A 23,650-nucleotide genomic window follows, 5' to 3' on the forward strand; every position below is an offset into this window, starting at 1 on the left:
ACGAACGGGCGCTGTTGGGTGCTGCCGGGATTACTGCTTGATGACGAGTTCGACCGGGGTTTCGATCACGCCGTCTTTGGCATCGACCTTTTCACCCTTGACCAGCTTGAGTGCGTTCTGGATGCCGAACACGGCTTGCTGGGCAGCAGCTTGGTCGGCGGTCGCCAGGACGCGGCCGTCTTGCAGCATCGGCTTGATGGCTTCGATGTTGTCGTAACCTACGACCAGTACTTTGCCAGCCTTGCCTGCTGCGCGAACAGCGGAGACCGCGCCCAGGGCCATGTTGTCGTTACCGGCCAACAAGGCCTTGAGGTCTGGCGTTTCGCTGAGCATCGCGGCGGCGATCTTGTTGCCCTGGTCGATTTCCCAGTTACCGGATTGGGTGGAAACGATCTTCATGCCGGCCGCGTCCATCGCATCCTTGAAGCCCGCGGTGCGCTGCTGGGCGTTGGTGGTGGTCGGCACACCTTCAATGATGCCGACCTTGTCACCCGCTGCCAGATGCTTGGCCAGGTAGTCCCCCACCAGCTTGGAGCCTTTGCGGTTGTCGGGGCCTACAAACGGGATGTCGAGGTTCTTGCTTTTGAGCACGTCCGGATCAAGGCGGTTATCGATATTGACGACCTTGATACCGGCATCCGAGGCTTTCTTCAGCACAGTGACCAGTGCCTTGGAGTCGGCAGGGGCGATCACGATCGCATTCACCTTGGCGAGGATCATCTGGTTGACGATATCGATCTGCGCACTGGTATCGGTTTCGTTCTTGATCCCGTTGGTGATCATGTCGAAATCGGCGGCGTGCTCTTTCTGATATGTCTTGGCACCGTCTTGCATGGTGACAAAGAATTCGTTGGCGAGTGATTTCATGACCAGGCCGACCTTGGGTTTGGCGACGGCGTCATCGGCAAATGCAGAGGAAAGAGGTAAGGCGGCGGATGCGGCAGCCAGCACAGCGACAGCAAGAAGACGTCCAGCGAATGGCAGCTTCATGGGTTCACTCCGATCTTATGATTATTGTGAGCAACGCCTGCATGGAAATATCTCGCAAACGTTTGCGTTATTGAAACTATGAGAACCTTGTCGAGATTTGTCAACGGTATCCCACAGCCTTTCATCCAGGCCCTCTGCCCCCCCACCTTCACGCCACGTCCTTAAACATCGCCAGCGCTCGGTCGTTCTCTAAAACGACAGGCCTTTGGGCTGAAGTCATACACGCCCAGGGAAGATCCGATCATTTTTTCGGACAACCGAACGCGATAACGTCCAGCTGTTCGGAAAGCCGGACAGCAGATCGTCCGAGTCGCTTAAAAATCCAAACCAAACCCTTAAAAATCAACGATTTATTTTATGAACACAAACTTGTCCAGGCTGGTACAGATCCTGCTGTTCCCCTGAACCTCGCGGCGTTCAGAACCGCCCGAGCGCTCTAGATGAACCTGCACCAGCACTCATCACAAACCAGAGAGAAAAATAATGAAATCTGCACTGAAGAACATTGTTCCGGGCGCGTTGGCCCTACTGCTGCTGTTCCCCGTTGCCGCCCAGGCAAAGGAAGCTGAAACCAAGACCAAACTGTCCAACGTGGTGATCCTCGCCACCGGCGGTACCATCGCCGGCGCTGGCGCCAGCGCGGCCAACAGTGCCACGTACCAGGCAGCCAAGGTCGGTATCGAACAACTGATCGCCGGTGTTCCTGAGCTTAGCCAAGTCGCCAATGTGCGTGGCGAACAAGTGATGCAGATTGCGTCCGAGAGCATCAACAACGACAACCTGCTGCAACTGGGCCGTCGTGTTGCCGAATTGGCCGATAGCAAGGATGTGGACGGTATCGTGATCACACACGGTACCGACACCCTCGAAGAGACCGCCTACTTTCTGAACCTCGTGGAAAAAACCGACAAGCCGATCGTCGTGGTCGGCTCGATGCGCCCAGGCACCGCCATGTCGGCGGACGGCATGCTCAACCTGTACAACGCCGTGGCCGTTGCCGGCAGCAAAGAAGCACGCGGCAAAGGCGTGCTGGTGACCATGAACGACGAGATCCAGTCGGGTCGCGACGTAAGCAAGATGATCAATATCAAGACCGAAGCCTTCAAGAGCCCATGGGGCCCGCTGGGCATGGTGGTTGAAGGCAAATCCTACTGGTTCCGCCTGCCAGCCAAGCGCCACACCATGGATTCGGAATTTGACATCAAGAACATCAAGAGCCTGCCCGACGTTGAAATCGCCTATGGCTACGGCAACGTGAGCGACACCGCCTACAAGGCGCTGGCCCAGGCTGGCGCCAAAGCCATCATCCACGCCGGCACCGGCAATGGCTCGGTGTCATCCAAGGTTGTCCCTGCCCTGCAGGAACTGCGTAAACAAGGCGTACAGATCATTCGTTCTTCCCACGTGAATGCCGGTGGTTTCGTTCTGCGCAATGCCGAACAACCTGACGACAAATACGACTGGGTAGTCGCCCATGACCTGAACCCGCAAAAAGCCCGCATCCTCGCGATGGTCGCCTTGACCAAGACCCAGGACAGCAAAGAGCTGCAACGGATGTTCTGGGAATATTGATTCCTGGTGATTGACCGGCAGGGGTGGTTTACCGCCCCTGCCTCCCCCCGCAATGACCCCTGCGCCAAACCACCTTTATCGACGTCAATCAGGCTTCCTGAGTTTTAAGCAGTTGCGAAATTGCGCACAGTTAAATACTGTATGCACGTACAGCTTATCAAGGAATCTTCCGTGGCAAAGTCTTCTTCCGCAGCGTCAACTCCACCTGATGCCTACACACGCCTGGCGACGCGTGTGCAAAAGATCATCAATTCGACCAATGCCCAGAAAGCGAAGGCAGCCTTGATCTTCCGCCTACCGGATGAGCCGGAAGACGAGTGGCAGCGCCTGCTTGAGGAAATCGCAGAGAACGACAACGTCACCCTCGCCTACCGGGATGATGGTGGTGTGCAGATTTTCTGGGTTGTGCCGAAGGAAGATTGATTCAATGAGTGCCCGTTTTATTGCTGTGTGTTGCCTGTTTTTTGCCATTAGCGCCCAGGCGCAAGCACCGCGAACGTTCAGCGAAGCCAAGAAAGTCGCCTGGAAACTCTACGCCCCGCAATCCACCGAGTTCTATTGCGGCTGCAAATACACCGGCAACCGTGTAGACCTGAAAGCCTGCGGTTACATCCCCCGCAAGAGCGCCAGCCGTGCCGCACGTATCGAATGGGAGCACATTGTTCCGGCCTGGCAGATCGGGCATCAGCGCCAGTGCTGGCAGAACGGCGGGCGCAAGAACTGTACGCGTCATGATGACGTGTTCAAGCGCGCCGAAGCCGACCTGCACAACCTGGTGCCGAGCATTGGCGAGGTGAACGGCGACCGCAACAACTTCAGTTTTGGCTGGCTGCCAGTACAACGCGGGCAGTACGGCTCATGCCTGACCCAAGTGGACTTCAAGGCCAAGAAGGTCATGCCACGTCCGTCGGTTCGCGGGATGATTGCGCGGACTTACTTCTATATGAGCAAGCAATACGGTTTGCGCCTGTCGAAACAGGATCGCCAACTGTATGAAGCCTGGAACAAGACCTACCCAGTGCAACCCTGGGAGCGTCAACGCAACCAGACCGTAGCGTGCGTGATGGGACGCGGCAATGAATTCGTCGGCCCGGTAAACCTGAAAGCCTGCGGTTGAACGTGGGCGGGATTGCCGCCCAAGCCGTCTGTTACTGCGCCGCCTTGTGCTCGATGACCTGCGACTCGGTGTCGGTTTTCTTGGCGCGGGCCATCTTCTCGTTGAGCAGCGCTTGCTTGGCCTCGGCCTCGGCCTTGGTTGCAAATGGCCCCAGCAGTACTTCGTCCTTGCCGTCGACCTTCACGATATAAAAATTGAAACCATGTTCCAGCAACCACGCGGTCAGGTCTGTAATGGCCTGCAACTTGTGGTCGGGCGGGCCTACGCGCACATCCCATTCCTGGGCGGCAATCGTACCGGTCTGTGGCTGGCTTTCAGTCACGGCAGGCTTGGCCTTGGGGGCATCGACGCTTTTGCCTTCACCGCAACCGGCCAACGCCAACACCGCAACTGCCATCGCTACTTTACGCACTGCCCTGCTCCTTTAAGGATAAAGAGGCAACTTTATCATTCACTGTCTATTCTGGCCGTCATAAACGTTGGCTTAAACAATGCGAATCATGTATCGCAGACCTGTATGATGCCGCCATGGGAATTAATGTCGCCTCTATGCGTCCTAAAAGAGGCAGTCACAGGGAAGCGCTTAGCAGTAAGCTACACACATCCGACACCTGCCCTGTCTGAAACATGTGTCCTTAAAAGTAATCAAGGAGAAGTCCATGCTTATACTCACCCGCAAAGTCGGTGAAAGCATAAACATCGGTGATGACATCACGATCACCATCCTGGGCGTTAGCGGCCAGCAAGTACGAATCGGCATCAACGCTCCGAAGGATGTTGCCGTGCATCGCGAAGAGATTTACCAGCGCATCCAGGCCGGCCTGACTGCTCCGGACAAAAACCAGACGCCTTGACGCGCCCTCAGTAGCCAGCCCTTTCGTTTACTGTAACGGCTGGCGAAAACCCCTTGGGCCTGCTCGCACTTTTCGCGAGTCGCGAATGCCCTGCCGGTTTATTGCCTGCGAAAGATGAAACTGTGTCGAAGTTTGGAACTTGTCCGCCAATTCATAGCCGAACCTCCTGAGTTTCCCCCGGCCATCAGAGTGCACTCAGGAGCACGTCGATGAGGCTTACCTCTACGCAACACATTTCCACCCGCGCCTGGACAATCACCTTGCTGATTGCGCTTGCCTTCCTCGGGATGGAATATGCCCTCAAATTGGAAGCGGAACGCACTTTCGGTAACGAAGTGAGCTCATGGCTCGACCTCGGGCTATTCCTGTGCACCTACCTGTTCGTGTTTTGCCTCAAGCCGATCCAGGTGATCGTCCAGCGAAAGCTGTGCAGGCGCGCAGCTCATCGCGCGCACCGGAAAACGGCGAGCTGATGAACCACGCCTACCTGAGCGTCGGCGGCTACAAAACCCTGCCGTGCACGTAGAGCCAACCTTCAGCGTTGCGCTTGGCCTGCAATTGTTCATATCCATCTATCGAAGGGTGCCTGGTCACCATCGGCTCGAGATGCGTCGACGTCACGACCATCACATCCGCACCCGCCGCTTCCCCGGCTCGAATACCTACGGCCGCATCCTCGAATACCAGGCAGTCCTCAACCGACACCCCCAGCCGCTGCGCACCGAGCACATAACAGGCTGGGTCCGGCTTGCCGCTGGCCACATCTTCGGCCGTCACCAACACGGCGGGCGGCGTAATACCCGCAGCCTGCAGGCGACGCAACGCCAGTGCCCGCGGGGCAGATGTCACCAGCGCCCATTGATCGCCCGGTAAATCACTCAGGAACGCAACGGCCCCAGGAATCGCGACAACGCCTTCGACATCGTTGATTTCGGCTTCGGTAATCCACTGCGCCTCAACCTCAGGATCGACCCCGGGCAGCGCCTGACGCGTGATGGTGTCAATGGCGCGGGCGCCATGAATGGTGGCCAGGAACGCCGCCACGTCCAGGCCATGACGCTGCGCCCAAGTGCTCCACACCCGCTCGGCGGCAGCGATGGAGTTGAGCAGGGTGCCATCCATATCGAACAGAAAGGCGCGGTAATGCTGGGCAACGGGGATGGACACTGCGTAATTTCCTCATGGGCGGTAACAAACAATCAGCCCGCTGCAATCTACGGATCACCTGGGTGCTTGTAAACGCTGCCGGTGCCTGGGCGCCCAGTCGGCTAGCCATCAACGTCCGTCAAACGCGCCATTGAGGATTTCATAGATGACGCCCGTAGCAATTGCTACCAATATCAGATCAGTGCCCGCTTGCCGCCACTCATAGCCATCGTAATGGGGGAGCTGGCCGGCTAAACGACCATCGAGTTTTTTTGCGATCCCTGGTGGCAAGGGCTTGCCGCGCGCCAGGTTTTTCTGGATGCCGGGGGGCAATGCAGGGCCTGGACTCCAGTAGTCCCGATGCCCCACCAGCACATTGAGTACACCGCCGCGGTCGATGCTGGGGCCGCGAGCATCCGAAGCACCTTTGCCCCTGGATTTATCATGCCCCTGCCCGCCCTGGTCATGCCCCTTGTTATTACCGCCGCCCTTGCCATTGCCCGGATCAGCCAAGGCAATAGCGCTACCCGCAGACAAGGCCAGTGACAACACCACAGACATGAACTTGGGATACTTGATCATGGCGAATCGTCCAGAACAGGAATGTTCCTGAACTGTAGCCGAACCTAGGGTTTCTCACGCAGAATCAGCGAGCCCTCATCAACTCACCCGACCGCCGACCTCAACGACATCCACCGAGGTTTTCCAAGCAGCCAGCACGGCGACCCGCAACCCCTCGACCAGGGTCGACAGCGCCATCGTTGGCTCGCCCGAACCAGGCAGGTTGGGCACATGAACAAACCCGCTACGTACCTCTGTCCCCACCAGTGCATGCTGCAACAGATAAAACACCTGGTTGCACACAAACGTCCCCGCCGTCTGCGAAACCGACGCCGCAATCCCCACCTCGCGCACAGCCTTGACCATCGCTTTGATCGGCAACGTACTGAAGTACGCCGCCGGACCGCCCACCACGACAGCAGTGTCGATAGGCTGCGCGCCCAGGTTATCGGGGATACGCGCATCGTTGACGTTGATCGCCACCCGCTCGATGGAAATATCACTGCGCCCAGGCCCCAGCCCAGTCGCAATGACCATCACAGGTTGCAGCTCGGCAATCAATTGGGCCAGGCAGTCACCCGCCGTGGCAAATGCGCAAGGCAAGCGGCGCGCAACAATCTGCACACCGTCGTCCAGCAGCACCCCGTCCAGCTGGCGCGTAGCCTCCCAGGACGGGTTCACTGGGGCTTGATCAAAGGGCTCAAACCCCGTCAGCAGTAGCGTTCGCATCTTCGCCTCACATCAACAGATAAAGCAGGACGATATTGACCACCAGCATCATCAACGCAGTCGGCAACTGCGCCTTGATCACCGCGTTCTTGTCCGGCAGCTCCAACAGCGCGGCGGGCACAATATTGAAGTTGGCCGCCATGGGCGTCATCAGTGTGCCGCAGTAACCGGAGAACATGCCGATGGCCGCCATCACCGCAGGGTTGCCGCCGTAGATGCCAACCAGTACCGGCACGCCGACACCACCGGTCATCACCGGAAACGCGGCGAAGCCGTTCCCCATGATCACCGTGAACAACGCCATGCCAAGCACATAGACCATCACCGCCACCAACTTGAAATCCAGGTTGATGTAGGTGGTGGTGACGTGAGCCACAGCAGTGCCGACCCCCGCCTCATTGAACAACAGCCCAAGCATCGCCAGCATCTGCGGCAGCACCATGGCCCAGCCCAGGGCTTCGGTCAGGCGTCGGGATTCACGCAAGGCTTGCACCGGGGTATCACGGGTCAGCCAGCACGCCAGGCCAAGGGCGATCAGGCAGCCGATGCCGAGAGACACGAAGGTGGTGTTTTTCGGGTCCAGCAACGGTACACCGCCGATCTCGGTGTGCTTGAGCAATACCGAGCCAATTACCGTGGTCAACGGAATGGCCAGTGCCGGGATAAACAGCTTGTGCCCCAGGCGACCGGCGCTGGCACGGGAAGCCTTGTCATGCAGTTCGGCATGGGCTCCTCGCCCGACACCGCCCAAGCCTGCGATCAACGCCATCACCACCACACCGACGCCGATAACCACCGACGGCAAGCGCTCGCCGACCAGGAACGGAATGGCGAACAGCAGCCAGAACAACGCGCTGGACCAACGCTTGGGATGGGTGCGATCCAGCACGATCATGCCCGCCGTGATCAGCAACAGCACACCGGCCAGCCAGTACAGGTATTGAATGGAGATAATCATTGCGCGGCCTCCACGGCGGTAGCGACCGGCGTCAGCTCACGGGTGAGCCGGCGGTCGAATCGGTGCAGGCGGATCGCGTGAATGATGAAGGCACAGATCGCCGTAGGGATGCCCCACACAGCAATGTGCAGCGGTTCCACATCGATTCCGGAGCCGAGCAGGAAGGTGTGCATCAGCGCGATGGCACCAAAGGCGACAAAGATGTCTTCACCGAAAAACAGCCCAACGTTGTCGGTCGCCGCGCACATGGCCAACACCTTGTGGCGCACCTTGTCTGGCAGTTTGCCGTAGCGTTTTTCTGCCGCACCTTCTGCCATCGGCGCCAGCAGCGGCCGCACCATCTGTGGATGCCCGCCCAGGCTGGTCAGCCCCATGGCTGCAGTGGATTCGCGCACAAACAAATAGATGATCAACAGGCGCCCGACGGTCGCACGTTCGAACCGTGCGATCCAGTTCTGCGCATGCAGGCGCAAGCCGTGGCGCTCCAGCAGCCCAATCACGGCCAGGGGTAATAAAAGAATCAGTTGCAGGGCGCGGGTCTGAAGGAAACCTTCACCCATGCTGGCGAGGATTTTCTCCAAGGGAAAATGGGCAGCAAGCCCGGTCGCGATGGCGGCAGCGGTGACCACCAACAGCGGATTGAAGCGCAAGACAAAGCCAACCACGATGACAAGTACGCCGATCAACGGCCATAGGTTCACAACAGTTTGCATGACGATGAAGTCCTTATGTGCGCGCTGCGGCGCCATTACAGCAGGATGCGAACAAAGGGTTCGCAGCAAGAATGTGGCGGGCAGTCGGCTCGGTTTTTTATTGTTGACCCGGAAGGTCGAGCGTCAGTGGCGGCAACTTTGCTGTCTGGGATGGGGAGGTGTCCAACAAGAAAAATTGTTGCTGCACACCAATAAATTTTGTCGGCAATTCAAGACCGATCCAGGGCCGCCCCCCGTGATCGCGACAACAGTGACGAATCCGGCGCAGGACCTATACTCATTGGAGCGACAGCGTATTTCGCTGCTTCGCTTTGCTGACGAAGAGGTAATTCACTATGTACGCCGGACAAATGGGTATGGCGACAACGAATGGTGAGATCCGCTGCCAGATGGTTGTACAGATCATCTGCCTGCTATCGGTGGCTCAGCTTTTTTGCTGACTGATCAGTAAGCCCAAATACCCGACACCCGAAAAAAGGACTTTTTGCTTGCGCTCAAGGGCGTAGGTCCCACTGTGGCTGCCCGATTGGAGCAAATGGGCATCCAATCCCTGGCCGAACCAGGGGCGTCAGATGTCGGTGACATCCTCGCGCAAGCCTAAGCAGCGTTAGGCTCGACGTGCCGGAGAAACAGCCCGCACGCTCGGGCGGCTATCACTGCGGCGGTGGATATTGCGAGACGTGCCAAGGCGTAACGCCGCGCAAAAAACCAAGACAACAAAAAAGGGCCCACCTTTCGGTGAGCCCTTCTAGACCGCCCAGCAGAGCGGATTTTGTTTGGTAGGCGCGATTGGACTCGAACCAACGACCCCCACCATGTCAAGGTGGTGCTCTAACCAACTGAGCTACGTGCCTGCTGTGAGGCGGCATTCTACGGAATTCCGGAGGGGTGTCAACATCTTTTTTGCAGCTAACCCTATGAATATGCGAATTTTTTATTTGCGCCGGGTAGACCCGTGGTTTTCGGGTGGCTGGCAGGCAATTTTCAACTCAGGTAGGATCGGCGCACTCGTAAAAAATATAAAACAGAGGTTCCAGGATGGCGAACACCCCCTACCCCCAGTCGTATTACGCCGCGTCCGCAAACGCGGTTCCGCCGCGCCCGGTGCTGCAAGGTGACGTCGAAACTGATGTATGCGTGATTGGCGCCGGTTACACCGGCCTGTCCAGCGCGTTGTTTCTCCTGGAGAACGGCTTTCGCGTGACGGTGCTGGAAGCCGCCAAGGTCGGGTTTGGCGCGTCGGGGCGCAACGGCGGGCAGATCGTCAACAGCTATAGCCGCGACATCGATGTGATCGAACGCAGTGTCGGCCCCAAGCAGGCGCAGTTGCTCGGGCAGATGGCGTTTGAGGGCGGCAAGATCATTCGCGAGCGGGTCGCCAAATACCAGATCCAGTGCGACCTGAAAGACGGCGGCGTATTCGCCGCGCTCAACAGCAAGCACATGGGCCACCTGGAGTCGCAGAAGCGCCTGTGGGAGCGCTATGGCCATACCCAGCTGGAACTGCTGGACGAGCGCCGCATCCGCGAGGTGGTGGCCTGTGACAACTATGTCGGCGGCCTGCTCGACATGAGCGGCGGGCACATCCACCCGCTCAACCTCGCATTGGGTGAAGCCGCGGCCGTGGAGTCACTGGGCGGTACGATCTATGAGCAATCCGCTGCACTGCGCATTGAACGCGGCGCCAATCCGGTGGTACACACCGCCGAGGGCAAGGTCAGGGCCAAGTTCATCATTGTCGCAGGCAACGCCTACCTGGGCAATCTGGTGCCCGAGCTGGCGGCCAAGTCGATGCCGTGCGGCACCCAAGTCATTACCACAGCCCCACTGGGGGACGAACTGGCAAAAACGTTGCTGCCACAGGATTACTGTGTCGAAGACTGCAACTACCTGCTCGACTACTACCGCCTCACCAGCGACAAGCGCCTGATATTCGGCGGCGGCGTGGTGTACGGCGCGCGCGACCCGGCAAATATCGAAGCGATCATCCGTCCGAAGATGCTCAAGGCGTTCCCGCAGCTCAAGGATGTAAAGATCGACTACGCCTGGACCGGCAATTTCCTACTAACCCTGTCGCGCTTACCGCAAGTAGGTCGCCTGGGCGACAACATCTATTACTCCCAGGGCTGTAGTGGTCATGGTGTGACGTACACGCACCTGGCGGGCAAGGTATTGGCGGAGGCACTGAGAGGCCAGGCAGAGCGCTTTGACGCGTTTGCCGACCTGCCGCACTACCCATTCCCGGGTGGACAGCTGTTACGCACACCATTCGCAGCACTGGGAGCCTGGTATTACGGGCTGCGGGATAAACTGGGGTTCTGACCGAATCCAACTGTGGGAACGGGCTTGTGTGGGAGCGGGCTTGCTCGCGAATGCAGTGTGCCAGTCGCCAGATTTATTGACTGATCCACCGCTTTCGCGAGCAAGCCCGCTCCCACATAAAATAAAATCGCAGACACAAAAAACCCCGGTCTTTCGACCAGGGTTTTTGCTATCGGATCAAAGTAGCCAGAGGCTTTCTTTGTGCTTCAAGGCGTTCAGTGGGCCTTGATGCAGATATGGCGCAGCGGACGGGACTCGAACCCGCGACCCCCGGCGTGACAGGCCGGTATTCTAACCGACTGAACTACCGCTGCGTATCGCTTGACCAGTTGAACACAAACATTCAACCGCCTTTAAACATCTGATTGATCAACCTTGGTTGTTCAATCTCAAGCCCGAAAAATCAAGCCTGGAAAATATGGCGCAGCGGACGGGACTCGAACCCGCGACCCCCGGCGTGACAGGCCGGTATTCTAACCGACTGAACTACCGCTGCGCGTCGGTGCAACCTTTACGTTGCGTCTTGCCCTAAGGCAAAACTCTCAAGAAGTGGTGGGTGATGACGGGATCGAACCGCCGACCCTCTGCTTGTAAGGCAGATGCTCTCCCAGCTGAGCTAATCACCCTTTGCTTCGTTGAGGCCGCGAAATTTACGCAGGTAACGGACCTAAGTCAATAGCCTGCTTGAAGTTTTTCTGAAAAAGACAAAATTACTTCAAGACGGCCACCTGCCCTACTCGCTGTAAATCATCTTCTTGCTCATGCCACCGTCCACGACAAACTCTTGGCCGGTGACAAACCCGGCCTGACGCGACAACAACCACGCTACCATCGCCGCGACGTCCTCCACCGTGCCAACCCTGCCCGCTGGATGCTGGGCGTGGTCAGCGTCCGTCAAAGGCTCGGCGCGCCGTGCGGCAGGATCACGCGCATCGATCCAACCCGGGCTGACCGCATTGACCCGCACTTCCGGCCCAAGGCTCATCGCCAAGGCGTGTGTCAGGGCCAACAAACCGCCCTTGCTCGCCGCATAGGCTTCGGTGTCCGGCTCCGATTGACGGGCCCGGGTCGACGCCAGGTTGACGATGGCACCGCCATGGGCACGCAGGTACGGCGCACAGTGTTTGGCAAGCAACATCGGCCCACTCAGGTTGACCGCCAGCACACGATTCCAATACGCCAGATCAAGGCTTTCCAACGTGATATTGCGCGGATCGGCCACCGCCGCATTGCACACCAACGCATCCAGGCGCCCAAACTGCCCAAGCACCTCGGCAACGCCCTGCGCAACCTGCTTCTCGTCGGCCACATCCATACTGATAAACCAGGCATTCTCGCCCAGCACCTTGGATACTTTGGAACCGCGCTCACGGTCCAGGTCAGTCAGAACCACCTGCCAGCCTTCGCTGATCAGCCACGCGGCAATCCCGAGACCAATACCCCGCGCCGCGCCAGTCACCAGCGCGACGCGCCCGTTACTGGCTGCCGCCGCCTCCAAGGACCACTCGATCACAAGGCCGCCAGCCCGCGAGCCAGGTCAGCCTGCAAGTCAGCCACATCTTCCAGGCCCACCGCGATGCGGATCAGGCTGTCACGGATACCGGCCGCCTCGCGCTCTTGCGGCGCCAGGCGCCCGTGGGAGGTGGTGCTCGGGTGCGTGATGGTGGTCTTGCTGTCACCCAGGTTGGCGGTGATGGAGATCAGGCGCGTGGCATCGATAAAGCGCCAGGCGCCGTCCTTGCCACCCTTCACTTCGAAACTCACCACCGCCCCGAAACCACGCTGCTGGCGCTGGGCCAATTCGTGTTGCGGATGGCTCTTGAGACCGGCGTAATGCACCTTCTCGATACCGTCCTGCTGCTCCAGCCACTCGGCCAGGGCCTGGGCGTTGACGCAATGGGCCTTCATGCGCAGGCTCAGGGTTTCCAGGCCTTTGAGGAAGATCCAGGCATTGAACGGGCTCAGGGTCGGCCCGGCGGTACGCAGGAAGCCGACGATTTCCTTCATCTGCTCACCGCGACCGGCAACCACCCCCCCCATGCAACGGCCTTGGCCGTCGATGAACTTGGTGGCCGAGTGCACGACAATGTCCGCGCCCAGCTTCAGCGGCTGTTGCAATGCAGGCGTGCAGAAGCAGTTGTCGACCACCAGCATCGCGCCCTTGGCGTGAGCCACTTCGGACAGCGCGGCAATGTCCACCAACTCGGCCAGCGGGTTGGAGGGCGACTCGACAAACAGCAACTTGGTGTTGGCCTTGATCGCCGCATCCCAGCCGGACAGATCCGCCAACGGCACGTAGTCCACTTCGATACCGAAGCGCTTGAAGTACTTTTCGAACAGGCTGATGGTCGAACCGAACACACTGCGTGACACCAGCACATGGTCGCCGGCGCTGCACAGGCTCATCACCACCGCCAGGATCGCCGCCATGCCAGTCGCCGTCGCCACCGCCTGCTCAGCACCTTCCAGGGCCGCAATACGCTCTTCGAACGCCCGCACGGTCGGGTTGGTGTAACGCGAATAGACGTTGCCCGGCACTTCACCGGCAAAACGCGCAGCTGCATCGCCAGCGGTGCGGAACACATAGCTGGACGTGAAGAACATCGGGTCGCCGTGCTCGCCTTCCGGCGTGCGGTGCTGACCGGCGCGCACAGCCAGGGTATCGAAAGCTACGCCATCGAGGTCGCTGTCCAACCGACCGGCATCCCATTCCTGACTCATGCTGCGACTCCTTACTCAATTCTTTATTTAAGATACAAAACCGGCCCCTCAGGGCCGGTGTCTACTCAGTTGTTGTACAGATCAATGATCGCGCTGACCGCCTGGGTCTTGATCTTCGACGAGTCGTTACGCGCCTGCTCGATCTTGTTCAGGTAGGCCTCATCGACGTCACCGGTTACGTACTTGCCGTCGAACACGGCGCAGTCGAACTGCTCGATCTTGATCTTGCCACCACCGACGGCTTCGATCAGGTCTGGCAGATCCTGATAGATCAGCCAATCGGCGCCGATCAGGTCGGCTACGTCCTGGGTCGTGCGGTTATGGGCGATCAGCTCGTGGGCGCTCGGCATGTCGATGCCGTAAACGTTCGGATAACGCACGGCTGGGGCTGCCGAACAGAAGTACACGTTCTTCGCACCGGCTTCGCGAGCCATCTGGATGATCTGCTTGCAGGTGGTGCCGCGCACGATGGAGTCGTCCACCAGCATCACGTTCTTGCCGCGGAACTCCAGCTCAATGGCATTGAGCTTCTGGCGCACCGACTTCTTGCGTGCTGCCTGGCCCGGCATGATGAAGGTACGACCGATGTAGCGGTTCTTCACGAAGCCTTCGCGGAACTTGACGCCCAGGTGGTTCGCCAGCTCCAGCGCAGCGGTACGGCTGGTGTCCGGAATAGGGATCACCACGTCGATATCGTGCTCAGGCCGCTCGCGCAGGATCTTCTCGGCCAGCTTCTCGCCCATGCGCAGGCGCGCCTTATAGACCGAAACGCCGTCGATGATTGAATCCGGACGCGCCAGGTAGACGTGTTCGAAGATGCAAGGGGTCAGTTTCGGTGCCACGGCGCACTGACGGGTGTGCAGCTTGCCGTCTTCGGTGATGTACACCGCTTCGCCCGGCGCAAGGTCGCGGATCAGGGTGAAGCCCAGCACGTCCAGGGAGACGCTTTCGGAAGCGATCATGTACTCGACGCCTTCGTCGGTGTGACGCTGGCCGAACACGATCGGACGGATGCCGTGCGGATCACGGAAACCGACGATGCCGTAACCGGTCACCATCGCCACGACGGCGTAGCCACCCACGCAACGGTTGTGCACGTCGGTGACGGCGGCGAATACGTCTTCTTCGGTCGGCTGCAGCTTGCCGCGCTGGGCCAGCTCGTGAGCGAACACGTTGAGCAGCACTTCCGAGTCGGAGCTGGTGTTGACGTGGCGCAGGTCAGATTCGTAAATCTCCTTGGCCAGCTGTTCAACGTTGGTCAGGTTACCGTTATGCGCCAGGGTGATGCCGTAAGGCGAGTTGACGTAAAACGGTTGAGCTTCGGCCGAAGTCGAGCTACCGGCAGTCGGGTAACGCACATGGCCAATACCCATGTGCCCGACCAGGCGCTGCATGTGACGCTGATGGAACACGTCACGAACCAGGCCATTGTCCTTGCGCAGGAATAACCGGCCGTCGTGGCTGGTCACAATACCAGCAGCGTCCTGGCCGCGGTGCTGGAGGACGGTTAGCGCGTCATACAGCGCCTGATTGACGTTCGACTTACCGACGATACCGACGATGCCACACATGCGACGCAACCCCTACTTAATGAATCTTGACTGAACACAGCTTACTGAGGCGTTTTGGCCGGCAAGAGGTGTTCCTTGAACGGAAGATCAGCGGGTACGCTGATTCCGCTGGCCAGCCACTGACTGCTCCACCCCAGAATGAGATTCTTGGACCAATCCGCAACCAATAGAAATTTTGGCACGAGTACCGACTCCTGCCACCACGAATCCTGCTGTACCGGCCCCAGGCTCAACAGCCCGACTGCCACAACCACCAGCAACGCGCCACGCGCGGCGCCGAAGGCCATGCCGAGGAATCGATCGGTCCCGGAGAGGCCGGTGACACGTATCAACTCGCCAATAAGATAATTGACCATTGCCCCCACCAGCAGCGTGGCGATGAACATGATGGCGCAGCCCGCAATGACGCGAGCCGAAGGTGTCTCGATGTATCCGGCCAGGTAGACCGACAGTGAACCACCGAACATCCAGGCTACGACTCCTGCGATAATCCAGGTCAGCAACGACAGTGCTTCTTTTACGAAGCCGCGGCTTAGACTGATCAAAGCGGAGATGGCGACGATTGCAACGATCGCCCAATCAACCCAGGTAAATGGCACAGTGCAGCCTACAGACGGATAAGGCGGCGCATTTTAGCAGAGCGCTGGGCTATCGGTAAGCTGTGATTGCAGGCGCCTTGCAAATCAGTAGTTTGTGGCCAAGGAATCCAATTTCAACCCCACCATAAAACGAATGTGGGAGCGGGCTTGCTCGCGAATGCGGTGGGTCAGCTGAGGTATCTGTAGCTGATACACCGCATTCGCGAGCAAGCCCGCTCCCACACAAGCCCGCTCCCACATTTGAACCGCATTGCCAACCGGAGGCGGCAGCTATTCAACCGCGCTCAGGCTGGAACCGCACCACAAAACCATTGAGGTTCTGCTGGCGCCCCAACAAATCGCGCAGGCGATCCGCTTCGGCACGCTCGATCAACGGCCCGATAAACACCCGGTTCTTGCCATCGGCACTGCGGATGTAGGCGTTATAGCCTTGGGCGCGCAGTTTTTTCTGCAAGGCTTCGGCGCTTTCGCGATTGGCCAGGCTGGCGAGCTGGATCGACCAACTGATCGGCAGACCATTCGGATCAATACGGCTCTGGCCCACATCCGGCTTGCCCGGCGCGGCCGGCTGCGGCGCTACAGGCTTGGGCGCAGGTGCCGGCGCAGCAGGCTTGGCCGCCACGACGGGCGCCGGCGTTGGCTTGACCACCGGCACACTTGGCTGCACCGGCGTCGACGGTGCGGCTTGCGCGGCCACTTCCTCATCGGTCGGCACCGGCTCTTCCTCAGGCAAGGCCTGCGGCTCAGGCACCACCACCGGCTCCACCTGCACTTGAGGCACCACCGGCGCCTGGGGCGCAGCCGGCGCCTGGGGCGCAGCCGGCGCCTCAACCACAACCTGGCGCTGTTCGTCCTGACGGGAAAACAGCATCGGCAGGAAAATCACCGCCAATGCCACCAGAACCAGGGCTCCAACCATTCGCTGCTTGTATGCGCTATCCAGTAATGCCATGTGCAGCTTCCTCCGTGGAGCGCCGGGCCAACCACTCAAGCGCCTCGGCAACACAATAAAATGATCCGAACAACAGAATTTCGTCGTCAGGCGTGGCAACCGCGCACTGCGCCTCAAGGGCAGCGGCGACGCTTGCATACGACGCCACCGGCGCGCCAAGGTTCTGCAAGGCCTGCTCCAGCTCAACAGCCGGACGACTACGCGGCGAACCCAACGGTGCGACCGCCCAGGCCTGGACATCGCCCAACAATGGCGCAACCACGCCATCCAGATCCTTATCGGCCAGCAGCCCGAATACCGCAAGACGACGACCGACCGGCGGCGTGCGCGACAGGCGGCGCGCCAGGTATTCAGCGGCGTGAGGGTTATGCCCCACGTCGAGCAACAGGTTCAGGCGCTTGCCTTCCCATTCGAATACACGCCGATCCAGGCGCCCTACCACGCGGGTCGCCAGCAATGTCGCAGCGATCTGCTCGGCATCCCATGGCAGATCCAGCAACAGGTAGGCTTGCAGCGCGAGCGCGGCGTTTTCCATCGGCAGATTCAACAGCGGCAAGTCGCGCAGCTCTACAACCTGGCCACGCGCATCCCGCCCGCGCCATTGCCAGTGCTGCTCGCCGATCTCGAGATTGAATTCACGCCCACGCAGGAAGAACGGGCAATCCAGCTCGCGCACCTTGTCCAGCAAGGTATGCGGCGGGTCCAGGTCACCGCACAGGGCTGGCTTGCCCTGGCGAAAGATCCCAGCCTTTTCATAGGCCACCGACTCACGGGTATCCCCCAGGTAATCGGCATGATCCACGCCAATACTGGTCACCAGCGCGAGATCGGCATCCACCACGTTGACCGTATCCAGACGCCCGCCCAGGCCGACTTCCAGTACCACCACATCCAGCTGCGCACGCTCGAACAGCCAGAACGCCGCCAGGGTGCCCATTTCGAAGTAGGTCAGGGATGTCTCGCCACGCCCGGCATCAAGTGCGGCGAAGGCTTCGCAGAGTTGCTCATCAGTGGCTTGGACGCCATTGAGTTGCACCCGCTCGTTATAACGCAGCAGGTGCGGAGAATTGTAGACGCCCACTTTCAGCCCTTGGGCCTGCAGCAGCGCCGCGACAAAGGCACAGGTGGAGCCTTTGCCGTTGGTGCCGGTCACCGTGATCACACGCGGTGCCGGCCGTCCCAACCCGAGGCGGGCCGCTACCTGTTGCGAGCGCTCCAGGCCCATGTCGATGGCGGACGGATGCAACTGCTCAAGGTAGGCGAGCCATTCGCCCAGGGTACGTTGGGTCATAGGTTTGCAGGCACCGGCGGTACGACGATTGGCTCGACCTTTGGCGCGACGTATACAGGCGTCGGCAGGCCCATCATTTGCGCAAGCAGGCTACCCAGGCGCGGACGCAGCTCGCCACGCGGGATGATCAGGTCGATCGCACCGTGCTCCAACAGGAACTCGCTGCGCTGGAAGCCTTCCGGCAGTTTTTCACGCACGGTCTGCTCGATCACACGCGGGCCGGCAAAGCCGATCAGGGCCTTTGGCTCGCCGACGATCACGTCACCCAGCATCGCCAGGCTGGCGGAAACGCCGCCGTAGACAGGGTCGGTCAGTACAGAGATGAACGGGATGCCTTCTTCACGCAGACGCGCCAGTACCGCGGAGGTCTTGGCCATTTGCATCAGGGAGATCAGGGCTTCCTGCATGCGCGCACCACCGGAGGCAGCGAAGCAGATCATCGGGCAACGGTTTTCCAGGGCGTAGTTGGCGGCGCGAACAAAGCGCTCACCGACGATGGCGCCCATGGAGCCGCCCATGAAGGAAAACTCGAACGCCGAAACCACCACCGGCATGCCCAGCAGCTTGCCGCTGACGGAGATCAGCGCATCTTTCTCACCGGTCTGCTTCTGCGCGCCGGTCAGGCGATCCTTGTACTTCTTGCCGTCGCGGAACTTGAGACGGTCAACCGGCTCGAGGTCAGCACCCAGCTCGGCACGGCCGTCGGCATCCAGGAAGATGTCGATGCGGGCGCGGGCACCGATGCGCATGTGGTGATTGCACTTGGGGCAAACGTCCAGGGTCTTTTCCAGCTCCGGGCGGTACAGCACCGCGTCGCAGGATGGGCACTTGTGCCACAGACCTTCAGGAACCGAGCTTTTCTTCACCTCGGAACGCATGATCGAAGGGATCAGTTTGTCTACTAACCAGTTGCTCATGCTTTCTTTCTCCAGTACCGGTGGCTTGAACACAGCCCCGCGTATGCCCTTGAGCTAAATTCATATGTGGCGATGACACATGCTGGACGGGGTCAGACGTTCGACCAGCCATTTCCCGCATGCATCCTCAGCCTTCCAGACAACCTGCCAGCGCAAGGTTGCCACTTCATTTCCGGGCCACCTACAGGCGGCGCCGGGCTGTTTTACACAGTGGTAGTTATGGACGGCGGCAGACTGCCAGCCGTCACATCCCGCGCACAGCCTGCATGAATGCGCGGATCTTGCCGTGATCCTTGATGCCCTTGCCCTGCTCCACTCCACCGCTGACATCCACGGCGTACGGGCGCACCTGTTCGATAGCGGCCGCGACGTTCACGGGATTGAGCCCGCCCGCCAGGATGATCGGCTTGCTCAAGCCTTCGGGAATCAGTGACCAATCAAACGCTTCACCCGTACCGCCCGGCACGCCTTCGACATAGGTGTCCAGCAGAATCCCGCGAGCGCCCGTGTAGATGGCGCAGGCCGCGGCGACATCGTCCCCGGCCTTGACCCGCAGCGCCTTGATATACGGACGCTGGTAGCTCTCACACTCGTCGGGGCTTTCGTCGCCGTGGAATTGCAGCATGTCCAACGCAACGGCATCCAGGGTCTCATTGAGTTCGCAGCGGCTGGCGTTGACGAACAAGCCCACCGTGGTCACGAACGGCGGTAACGCGGCGATGATCGCCCGCGCCTGCAATACATTAACCGCCCGCGGGCTCTTGGCATAAAACACGAAACCGATGGCGTCCGCGCCCGCTTCGACTGCCGCCAGCGCGTCTTCTATGCGGGTAATCCCGCAAATCTTGCTGCGAACGGCTGGCATGTCGTGGAAACCTCAGGGGTTGGGCCGAGAAAGTCCCGGATGGTAACAAATGCTTTTCCGGGCGTCAGCCGCCAAGTTCGCTGAAACCTGTGAGGAAGTGTGGCCCGATAAAACGTTCCGGCAATTCGAACTCGTCGCGGTACTCCACATCCACCAGGTACAACCCGAACGGATGCGCCGTCACCCCGCCGGTACGGCGGATGCGGCTTTCCAGCACTTCCCTGGCCCATTCCACCGGGCGCTCGCCCGTGCCGATGGTCATCAGCACGCCAGCAATGTTGCGCACCATATGGTGCAGGAACGCACCGGCACGAATATCCAGCACGATCATCTTGCCGTGGCGCGTGACCCGCAGATGGTGGACTTCCTTGATCGGCGACTTGGCCTGGCACTGACCCGCCCGGAACGCGCTGAAATCATGTACACCGACCAGGTGCTGCGCGGCCTCGGCCATGCGCTCGGCGTCCAGCGGGCGGTGGTTCCAGGTGATTTCTTCGTTGAGATGAGCAGGGCGGATCTGGTCGTTGTAGATCACATAACGATAGCGCCGGGCAATGGCCTTGAAACGCGCATGAAAGTGCGCAGGCATGACCTTGGCCCAGCTGACACTGACGTCATGGGGCAAATTGATATTGGCACCCATCACCCACGCCTTCATCGTGCGCTCGGCCTGGGTGTCGAAGTGCACCACCTGGCCGCAGGCGTGCACGCCAGCGTCGGTACGCCCGGCGCACATCAGCGACACCGGCGAGTCAGCGACTTTAGACAGAGCCTTTTCCAGGGTCTCCTGCACCGTCGGCACACCCGACGCCTGGCGCTGCCAGCCGCGATAGCGCGAGCCTTTGTATTCCACGCCCAGGGCGATGCGGTAAAAGCCTGCGGCCGCCATTTCGGCGGCCGCGTTATCTATATTTGCCAAGAACTGAGAGCCTGATGAGTTACGCAAAGGCGGCCATTATAAAGATGACCGCCCAAATGTGGGAGCGGGCTTGCTCGCGAAGGCAGTCACTCAGTCACGACATCATTGACTGACACTACGCCTTCGCGGGCAAGCCCGCCCCCACAGTGGATTTTCGTTACCCTTCAAATGCGGCCGAGCATTTCCTTGGCCTCGCCGCGCTGAGACTCGTCACCTTCGGTCAGCACTTCGGACAGGATGTCCCGCGCGCCATCAGCATCACCCATGTCGATGTACGCCTGAGCCAAGTCCAGCTTGGTCGCTACTTCATCGGTTCCGGACAGGAAGTCGAACTCCGGCTCATCACCACCCAGCGCCGCATCTTCAGCGGTAAAGGATGGCTCGATAGGCGGATGCTCCAGGCTCTGGGACAGACGATCCAGCTCAGCGTTGACGTCATCCAGCTCGGACGCAAAGGCATCAGGCTTGGCAGCCGCTTCAGGCTCGTCGGCCAGGGACAGGTCGAAGTCTTCCGGCAGGTCAAAATCGTCCAGCGCAGCGGGCGTCAGGGTCGGCGGCTCGACGGCAGGCACATCCTGCATCTGCTCTTCAAGGCCTGACAGGAAGTCGTCATCGGCCTGCGCCGAAGCCGGCTCATCGAGTTGCAGGTCCAAATCAAAGTCGGACAGGTCGTCCGGGCTGGCCTTGGCTTCGGTCTGCTGTTGCAGCACCGACTCAAAACTCAACTCATCGTCCAGGCTGGCAGGCGAAGCGGCTTCCAATTCATCCAGGCTCAGGTCGAAATCAGTCTCGAAGGCCTCAGGTGCCGGTGCCGGTGCCACCGGCTTGTCTTCCAGCAGGTCCTTGACGTATTGAGCGTCCAGGGCGGCGGCGGCCACTGCGGCGCTGACACCCGCCGCGAGCACGGCCATGGCCGGGAAGCGTGACTTGAGCTGCTCGACCTGGGCATGGTTCTCACCGTTGGCTACCAGCTGGCGCTCCTGGGTGACAAAGCCGTCCTTGTCGTTTTGCAGGCCGTAGACCTCCATCAGCTTCAAGCGCAAATCGCTGCGCTTGGGTTCGTGCTTGATCGCTTGCTCCAATACGTCGGCGGCCTGGTTCAGATGGCCGCGGTCGACAAGGGATTGGGCCTGGGCCAGCGCATCGTTGGCGTTGACCGGGGCAACGGCCACTGCCAGCGGCGAGAGCACCGAGGCGACGGTTGGCACGACTGTCTGCTCGACCACAGGGGCAGGCGCAGGCGCCGGAGCGGCTGACAGCTTGACGTTCGGCGGCGGGACTTCCAGACCCTCGAAGCTGTCCGGTGGCAGATCCTGGTCAATATCGGAGGTGAACACCGGTTCTTCGGCCAGGGCACGGGCCATGCGCAGGTGCTTTTCCTCTTCGCGACGGGCATTGCGATGGCGCGCCCACAGCAGCAGGAGCAACAACACCACCAGGCCCGCCGCGCCACCGATCACACCCAGCACCACCGGATTGGTCAGCAGGTCGTTGAATTTGTCGTCCGCGCTGGCAGGTGCCGCTTCAGGCTTGATCGGCTCAGGCGCAGGCGCCGCCGGGACAGGCGCAGGAACGGGCGCCGCTACCGGAGCGGCAGGCGTCGTCGCGGCCGGCTCGCCAGCCAATTGTGCAGAGATGGGTGCCGTTGCAGCTGCCGCAGCGGGATCACCTTTTTCAGCCTGCAAACGCGCCAACTGGTCGTTTTTCAGTTGAATCAGCTTTTGCAACTTGTCCAACTGGCTTTGCAGGTCCGCCGCACGGCTTTTCAGCTCGGCGTTGTCGCGACGGGTGGTGTCCAGCTCTTCCTGGGTCATCGCCAGCTTGTCGCTCAGGGCGCGGCCGTCAGCGGCCTTGCCTTTCGCGCCCTTTTTGGCGGACTCGGCCGAGACCAGGCTCAGGTTGTCCTTGGTCGTGGTGCTCGACGGCGCATTGCCCGCCTGGGTGCGCTTGGTGGCATCCAGTTGCTGCTTGCCCGCGACTTGATTGGTCGCCGAGCGACGGCCCTGGCGCCAGGCGGCGTTTTGCGCGGTGACTTCGGCAATCGCCTGTGGCTGTGGCAGCGCGGTGCTTTGTACGGTATCCGGCAGGCGCAGGACCTGGCCGGTCTTCAAGCGGTTGATGTTGCCATCGATAAAGGCGCCAGGGTTGAGTGCCTGGATCGCCAGCATGGTCTGTTGGACCGAGCCGCCGTTGCGGTTCTTCGCGGCAATTTCCCACAAGGTGTCGTGAGAAGTCGTGGTGTGCTGGTTCGGCTTGCTTACGACAGGGGCGGCAGGTGCAGCGGGCGCGGCACTCGCCGGCGCCGACAAGCGCGGCGCTGGGGCGGCAGCTGCCGGTTGTTCAAATTTGGCGGGATCAAGCAGCACGCTGTAGTCGCGCATCAGACGACCATTGGGCCACTGCACCTGCAACAGGAAACGTACGTAGGATTCCGGAAGCGGCTTGCTGGAGGTGACGCGCACCACGCTGCGGCCACTGGGATTGATCACGGGGGTAAAGGTCAGGTCATTGAGGAACGCCTGGCGATCCACGCCCGCATCCACAAACGCCTGGGAGGAAGCCAGGCTCGGCGTGATCTCGGATGCCGTGAGGCCGCCGACATCAAGCAATTCGATTTCCACCGACAAGGGCTGGTTCAACTTCGACTTGAGGGTCATCTCCCCAAGTTGCAGCGCCTGCGCCATACCGGAGGACAGCGCCGAGGCGGCCGCTATTGCTAACACCAGTTTGCGAACTTGAACCATAGCCTCATCCTTTGTTTGAACACTCCCCGGCCTGCGAGAAGGTTGGTAACCGCTGCCATTAGGCATGGCGAGCCGATAGGTCACCGACGCGCAACTTTTCCAGCTTGGG

General features: G+C 60.2%; 24 protein-coding genes, 4 tRNA genes and 1 pseudogene. 8 read left to right on the forward strand and 21 right to left on the reverse strand.

Annotated features, from left to right (window positions below; genetic code table 11):
• Positions 1–30: 30 nt before the first annotated feature.
• Positions 31–990: a sugar ABC transporter substrate-binding protein gene (locus IB241_RS02545; protein ID WP_192296821.1), complete on the reverse strand. Its 960-nt coding sequence runs from the start codon at positions 988–990 to the stop codon at positions 31–33.
• A 483-nt stretch (positions 991–1,473) separates the two neighbouring features.
• On the opposite strand from IB241_RS02545, the gene IB241_RS02550 reads away from it, so the two are divergent.
• The 3 genes from IB241_RS02550 to IB241_RS02560 all read left to right on the forward strand — a co-directional run bounded on the left by IB241_RS02550 (position 1,474) and on the right by IB241_RS02560 (position 3,679).
• Positions 1,474–2,562 (forward strand): asparaginase, encoded by a 1,089-nt coding sequence (locus IB241_RS02550; RefSeq protein ID WP_192296822.1) that lies wholly within the window; start codon positions 1,474–1,476, stop codon positions 2,560–2,562.
• 171 nt (positions 2,563–2,733) lie between these two features.
• Complete coding sequence (locus IB241_RS02555; protein WP_192296823.1) at positions 2,734–2,985, forward strand: DUF1654 domain-containing protein; 252 nt, start codon at positions 2,734–2,736, stop codon at positions 2,983–2,985.
• Positions 2,986–2,989: 4 nt separating this feature from the next.
• Entirely contained in the window at positions 2,990–3,679 is a 690-nt protein-coding gene (locus IB241_RS02560; protein WP_192296824.1) for an endonuclease, read from the forward strand.
• Positions 3,680–3,710: 31 nt separating this feature from the next.
• Here the strand turns inward: IB241_RS02560 and IB241_RS02565 are convergent, their stop codons facing one another.
• Positions 3,711–4,076 (reverse strand): SPOR domain-containing protein, encoded by a 366-nt coding sequence (locus tag IB241_RS02565; protein ID WP_192297230.1) that lies wholly within the window; start codon positions 4,074–4,076, stop codon positions 3,711–3,713.
• 262 nt (positions 4,077–4,338) lie between these two features.
• On the opposite strand from IB241_RS02565, the gene csrA reads away from it, so the two are divergent.
• Positions 4,339–4,533, forward strand: coding sequence for a carbon storage regulator CsrA (gene csrA, locus IB241_RS02570; RefSeq protein ID WP_003192511.1), 195 nt, complete (start codon positions 4,339–4,341; stop codon positions 4,531–4,533).
• 209 nt (positions 4,534–4,742) lie between these two features.
• Positions 4,743–5,006: a hypothetical protein gene (locus IB241_RS02575; RefSeq protein WP_192296825.1), complete on the forward strand. Its 264-nt coding sequence runs from the start codon at positions 4,743–4,745 to the stop codon at positions 5,004–5,006.
• 28 nt (positions 5,007–5,034) lie between these two features.
• On the opposite strand, the gene IB241_RS02580 is transcribed toward IB241_RS02575, so the two are convergent.
• The 5 genes from IB241_RS02580 to IB241_RS02600 form a co-directional block, all read right to left on the reverse strand.
• Positions 5,035–5,700, reverse strand: a complete 666-nt coding sequence (locus tag IB241_RS02580; RefSeq protein WP_192296826.1) for an HAD-IA family hydrolase — start codon at positions 5,698–5,700, stop codon at positions 5,035–5,037.
• Positions 5,701–5,808: 108 nt separating this feature from the next.
• A complete protein-coding gene (locus IB241_RS02585; RefSeq protein ID WP_192296827.1) occupies positions 5,809–6,261 on the reverse strand; it encodes an anti-virulence regulator CigR family protein in 453 nt (150 codons plus the stop codon).
• A 78-nt stretch (positions 6,262–6,339) separates the two neighbouring features.
• Complete coding sequence (gene pcp, locus IB241_RS02590) at positions 6,340–6,969, reverse strand: pyroglutamyl-peptidase I (RefSeq protein WP_192296828.1); 630 nt, start codon at positions 6,967–6,969, stop codon at positions 6,340–6,342.
• Between the two features lie 7 nt (positions 6,970–6,976).
• Positions 6,977–7,927, reverse strand: a complete 951-nt coding sequence (locus IB241_RS02595; RefSeq protein ID WP_192296829.1) for a DUF979 domain-containing protein — start codon at positions 7,925–7,927, stop codon at positions 6,977–6,979.
• Entirely contained in the window at positions 7,924–8,640 is a 717-nt protein-coding gene (locus tag IB241_RS02600; protein ID WP_192296830.1) for a DUF969 domain-containing protein, read from the reverse strand. Before IB241_RS02600 ends, IB241_RS02595 begins: the two co-directional genes overlap by 4 nt.
• Between IB241_RS02600 and IB241_RS02605 the strand changes: the two genes are divergently transcribed.
• Together IB241_RS02605 and IB241_RS27480 are read left to right on the forward strand one after the other, a co-directional pair.
• The gene (locus tag IB241_RS02605; protein WP_192297247.1) at positions 8,639–9,016 is read left to right on the forward strand and encodes a hypothetical protein; all 378 of its coding nucleotides are present in this window, start codon (positions 8,639–8,641) and stop codon (positions 9,014–9,016) included. The genes IB241_RS02600 and IB241_RS02605 overlap by 2 nt on opposite strands.
• 81 nt (positions 9,017–9,097) lie before the next feature.
• Positions 9,098–9,334: pseudogene (locus tag IB241_RS27480) on the forward strand (helix-hairpin-helix domain-containing protein).
• Positions 9,335–9,417: 83 nt separating this feature from the next.
• On the opposite strand, the gene IB241_RS02610 reads toward IB241_RS27480, so the two are convergent.
• Positions 9,418–9,494, reverse strand: a tRNA-Val gene (locus IB241_RS02610).
• Between the two features lie 184 nt (positions 9,495–9,678).
• Between IB241_RS02610 and IB241_RS02615 the strand changes: the two genes are divergently transcribed.
• Complete coding sequence (locus tag IB241_RS02615) at positions 9,679–10,962, forward strand: NAD(P)/FAD-dependent oxidoreductase (RefSeq protein ID WP_192296831.1); 1,284 nt, start codon at positions 9,679–9,681, stop codon at positions 10,960–10,962.
• Positions 10,963–11,199: 237 nt separating this feature from the next.
• On the opposite strand, the gene IB241_RS02620 is transcribed toward IB241_RS02615, so the two are convergent.
• The 13 genes from IB241_RS02620 to IB241_RS02680 all read right to left on the reverse strand — a co-directional run bounded on the left by IB241_RS02620 (position 11,200) and on the right by IB241_RS02680 (position 23,541).
• Positions 11,200–11,276 (reverse strand) — tRNA-Asp (locus tag IB241_RS02620).
• Between the two features lie 105 nt (positions 11,277–11,381).
• Positions 11,382–11,458: transfer RNA gene (locus tag IB241_RS02625), tRNA-Asp, on the reverse strand.
• A 54-nt stretch (positions 11,459–11,512) separates the two neighbouring features.
• A tRNA-Val gene (locus IB241_RS02630) sits at positions 11,513–11,588 on the reverse strand.
• A 107-nt stretch (positions 11,589–11,695) separates the two neighbouring features.
• Complete coding sequence (locus tag IB241_RS02635; protein ID WP_124410364.1) at positions 11,696–12,460, reverse strand: SDR family oxidoreductase; 765 nt, start codon at positions 12,458–12,460, stop codon at positions 11,696–11,698.
• Between the two features lie 11 nt (positions 12,461–12,471).
• Positions 12,472–13,683 (reverse strand): O-succinylhomoserine sulfhydrylase, encoded by a 1,212-nt coding sequence (locus IB241_RS02640; protein ID WP_192296832.1) that lies wholly within the window; start codon positions 13,681–13,683, stop codon positions 12,472–12,474.
• A 65-nt stretch (positions 13,684–13,748) separates the two neighbouring features.
• On the reverse strand, positions 13,749–15,254 hold the full coding sequence (purF, locus tag IB241_RS02645; protein WP_017737850.1) for an amidophosphoribosyltransferase: 1,506 nt from the start codon (positions 15,252–15,254) through the stop codon (positions 13,749–13,751).
• Positions 15,255–15,295: 41 nt separating this feature from the next.
• Complete coding sequence (locus IB241_RS02650; protein ID WP_003192538.1) at positions 15,296–15,853, reverse strand: CvpA family protein; 558 nt, start codon at positions 15,851–15,853, stop codon at positions 15,296–15,298.
• A gap of 274 nt (positions 15,854–16,127) precedes the next feature.
• A complete protein-coding gene (locus IB241_RS02655; protein WP_192296833.1) occupies positions 16,128–16,805 on the reverse strand; it encodes an SPOR domain-containing protein in 678 nt (225 codons plus the stop codon).
• Positions 16,789–18,096 carry a bifunctional tetrahydrofolate synthase/dihydrofolate synthase gene (gene folC, locus IB241_RS02660; protein ID WP_192296834.1) on the reverse strand — a complete coding sequence of 436 codons (1,308 nt, stop codon included), beginning with the start codon at positions 18,094–18,096 and terminating at the stop codon, positions 16,789–16,791. Before folC ends, IB241_RS02655 begins: the two co-directional genes overlap by 17 nt.
• Positions 18,093–19,013, reverse strand: a complete 921-nt coding sequence (accD, locus tag IB241_RS02665; protein ID WP_192296835.1) for an acetyl-CoA carboxylase, carboxyltransferase subunit beta — start codon at positions 19,011–19,013, stop codon at positions 18,093–18,095. The genes folC and accD overlap by 4 nt, the downstream gene beginning before the upstream one ends.
• Before the next feature lie 244 nt (positions 19,014–19,257).
• Positions 19,258–19,878, reverse strand: a complete 621-nt coding sequence (locus IB241_RS02670) for a phosphoribosylanthranilate isomerase (RefSeq protein ID WP_192296836.1) — start codon at positions 19,876–19,878, stop codon at positions 19,258–19,260.
• A gap of 64 nt (positions 19,879–19,942) precedes the next feature.
• Positions 19,943–20,767 carry a tRNA pseudouridine(38-40) synthase TruA gene (truA, locus tag IB241_RS02675; RefSeq protein WP_192297231.1) on the reverse strand — a complete coding sequence of 275 codons (825 nt, stop codon included), beginning with the start codon at positions 20,765–20,767 and terminating at the stop codon, positions 19,943–19,945.
• Between the two features lie 194 nt (positions 20,768–20,961).
• On the reverse strand, positions 20,962–23,541 hold the full coding sequence (locus tag IB241_RS02680) for a FimV family protein (protein WP_192296837.1): 2,580 nt from the start codon (positions 23,539–23,541) through the stop codon (positions 20,962–20,964).
• Positions 23,542–23,650: the final 109 nt, after the last annotated feature.

The organism is Pseudomonas sp. PDM05 (genome assembly GCF_014851685.1).
Taxonomy (GTDB): domain Bacteria; phylum Pseudomonadota; class Gammaproteobacteria; order Pseudomonadales; family Pseudomonadaceae; genus Aquipseudomonas.

What these genes read in the sequence shown, in the direction of transcription:
- IB241_RS02615 (WP_192296831.1), top strand. Translation starts at nt 9,679, where the DNA reads ATGGCGAACACCCCCTACCCCCAGTCGTATTACGCCGCGTCCGCAAAC.
- IB241_RS02575 (WP_192296825.1), top strand. Translation starts at nt 4,743, where the DNA reads ATGAGGCTTACCTCTACGCAACACATTTCCACCCGCGCCTGGACAATC.
- IB241_RS02680 (WP_192296837.1), bottom strand. Translation starts at nt 23,541, where the DNA reads ATGGTTCAAGTTCGCAAACTGGTGTTAGCAATAGCGGCCGCCTCGGCG.
- IB241_RS02640 (WP_192296832.1), bottom strand. Translation starts at nt 13,683, where the DNA reads ATGAGTCAGGAATGGGATGCCGGTCGGTTGGACAGCGACCTCGATGGC.
- IB241_RS02655 (WP_192296833.1), bottom strand. Translation starts at nt 16,805, where the DNA reads ATGGCATTACTGGATAGCGCATACAAGCAGCGAATGGTTGGAGCCCTG.
- IB241_RS02600 (WP_192296830.1), bottom strand. Translation starts at nt 8,640, where the DNA reads ATGCAAACTGTTGTGAACCTATGGCCGTTGATCGGCGTACTTGTCATC.
- csrA (WP_003192511.1), top strand. Translation starts at nt 4,339, where the DNA reads ATGCTTATACTCACCCGCAAAGTCGGTGAAAGCATAAACATCGGTGAT.
- truA (WP_192297231.1), bottom strand. Translation starts at nt 20,767, where the DNA reads ATGGCGGCCGCAGGCTTTTACCGCATCGCCCTGGGCGTGGAATACAAA.
- purF (WP_017737850.1), bottom strand. Translation starts at nt 15,254, where the DNA reads ATGTGTGGCATCGTCGGTATCGTCGGTAAGTCGAACGTCAATCAGGCG.
- pcp (WP_192296828.1), bottom strand. Translation starts at nt 6,969, where the DNA reads ATGCGAACGCTACTGCTGACGGGGTTTGAGCCCTTTGATCAAGCCCCA.
- IB241_RS02605 (WP_192297247.1), top strand. Translation starts at nt 8,639, where the DNA reads ATGACGATGAAGTCCTTATGTGCGCGCTGCGGCGCCATTACAGCAGGA.
- IB241_RS02560 (WP_192296824.1), top strand. Translation starts at nt 2,990, where the DNA reads ATGAGTGCCCGTTTTATTGCTGTGTGTTGCCTGTTTTTTGCCATTAGC.
- IB241_RS02545 (WP_192296821.1), bottom strand. Translation starts at nt 990, where the DNA reads ATGAAGCTGCCATTCGCTGGACGTCTTCTTGCTGTCGCTGTGCTGGCT.
- IB241_RS02565 (WP_192297230.1), bottom strand. Translation starts at nt 4,076, where the DNA reads ATGGCAGTTGCGGTGTTGGCGTTGGCCGGTTGCGGTGAAGGCAAAAGC.
- folC (WP_192296834.1), bottom strand. Translation starts at nt 18,096, where the DNA reads ATGACCCAACGTACCCTGGGCGAATGGCTCGCCTACCTTGAGCAGTTG.
- IB241_RS02585 (WP_192296827.1), bottom strand. Translation starts at nt 6,261, where the DNA reads ATGATCAAGTATCCCAAGTTCATGTCTGTGGTGTTGTCACTGGCCTTG.
- IB241_RS02550 (WP_192296822.1), top strand. Translation starts at nt 1,474, where the DNA reads ATGAAATCTGCACTGAAGAACATTGTTCCGGGCGCGTTGGCCCTACTG.
- IB241_RS02670 (WP_192296836.1), bottom strand. Translation starts at nt 19,878, where the DNA reads ATGCCAGCCGTTCGCAGCAAGATTTGCGGGATTACCCGCATAGAAGAC.
- accD (WP_192296835.1), bottom strand. Translation starts at nt 19,013, where the DNA reads ATGAGCAACTGGTTAGTAGACAAACTGATCCCTTCGATCATGCGTTCC.
- IB241_RS02595 (WP_192296829.1), bottom strand. Translation starts at nt 7,927, where the DNA reads ATGATTATCTCCATTCAATACCTGTACTGGCTGGCCGGTGTGCTGTTG.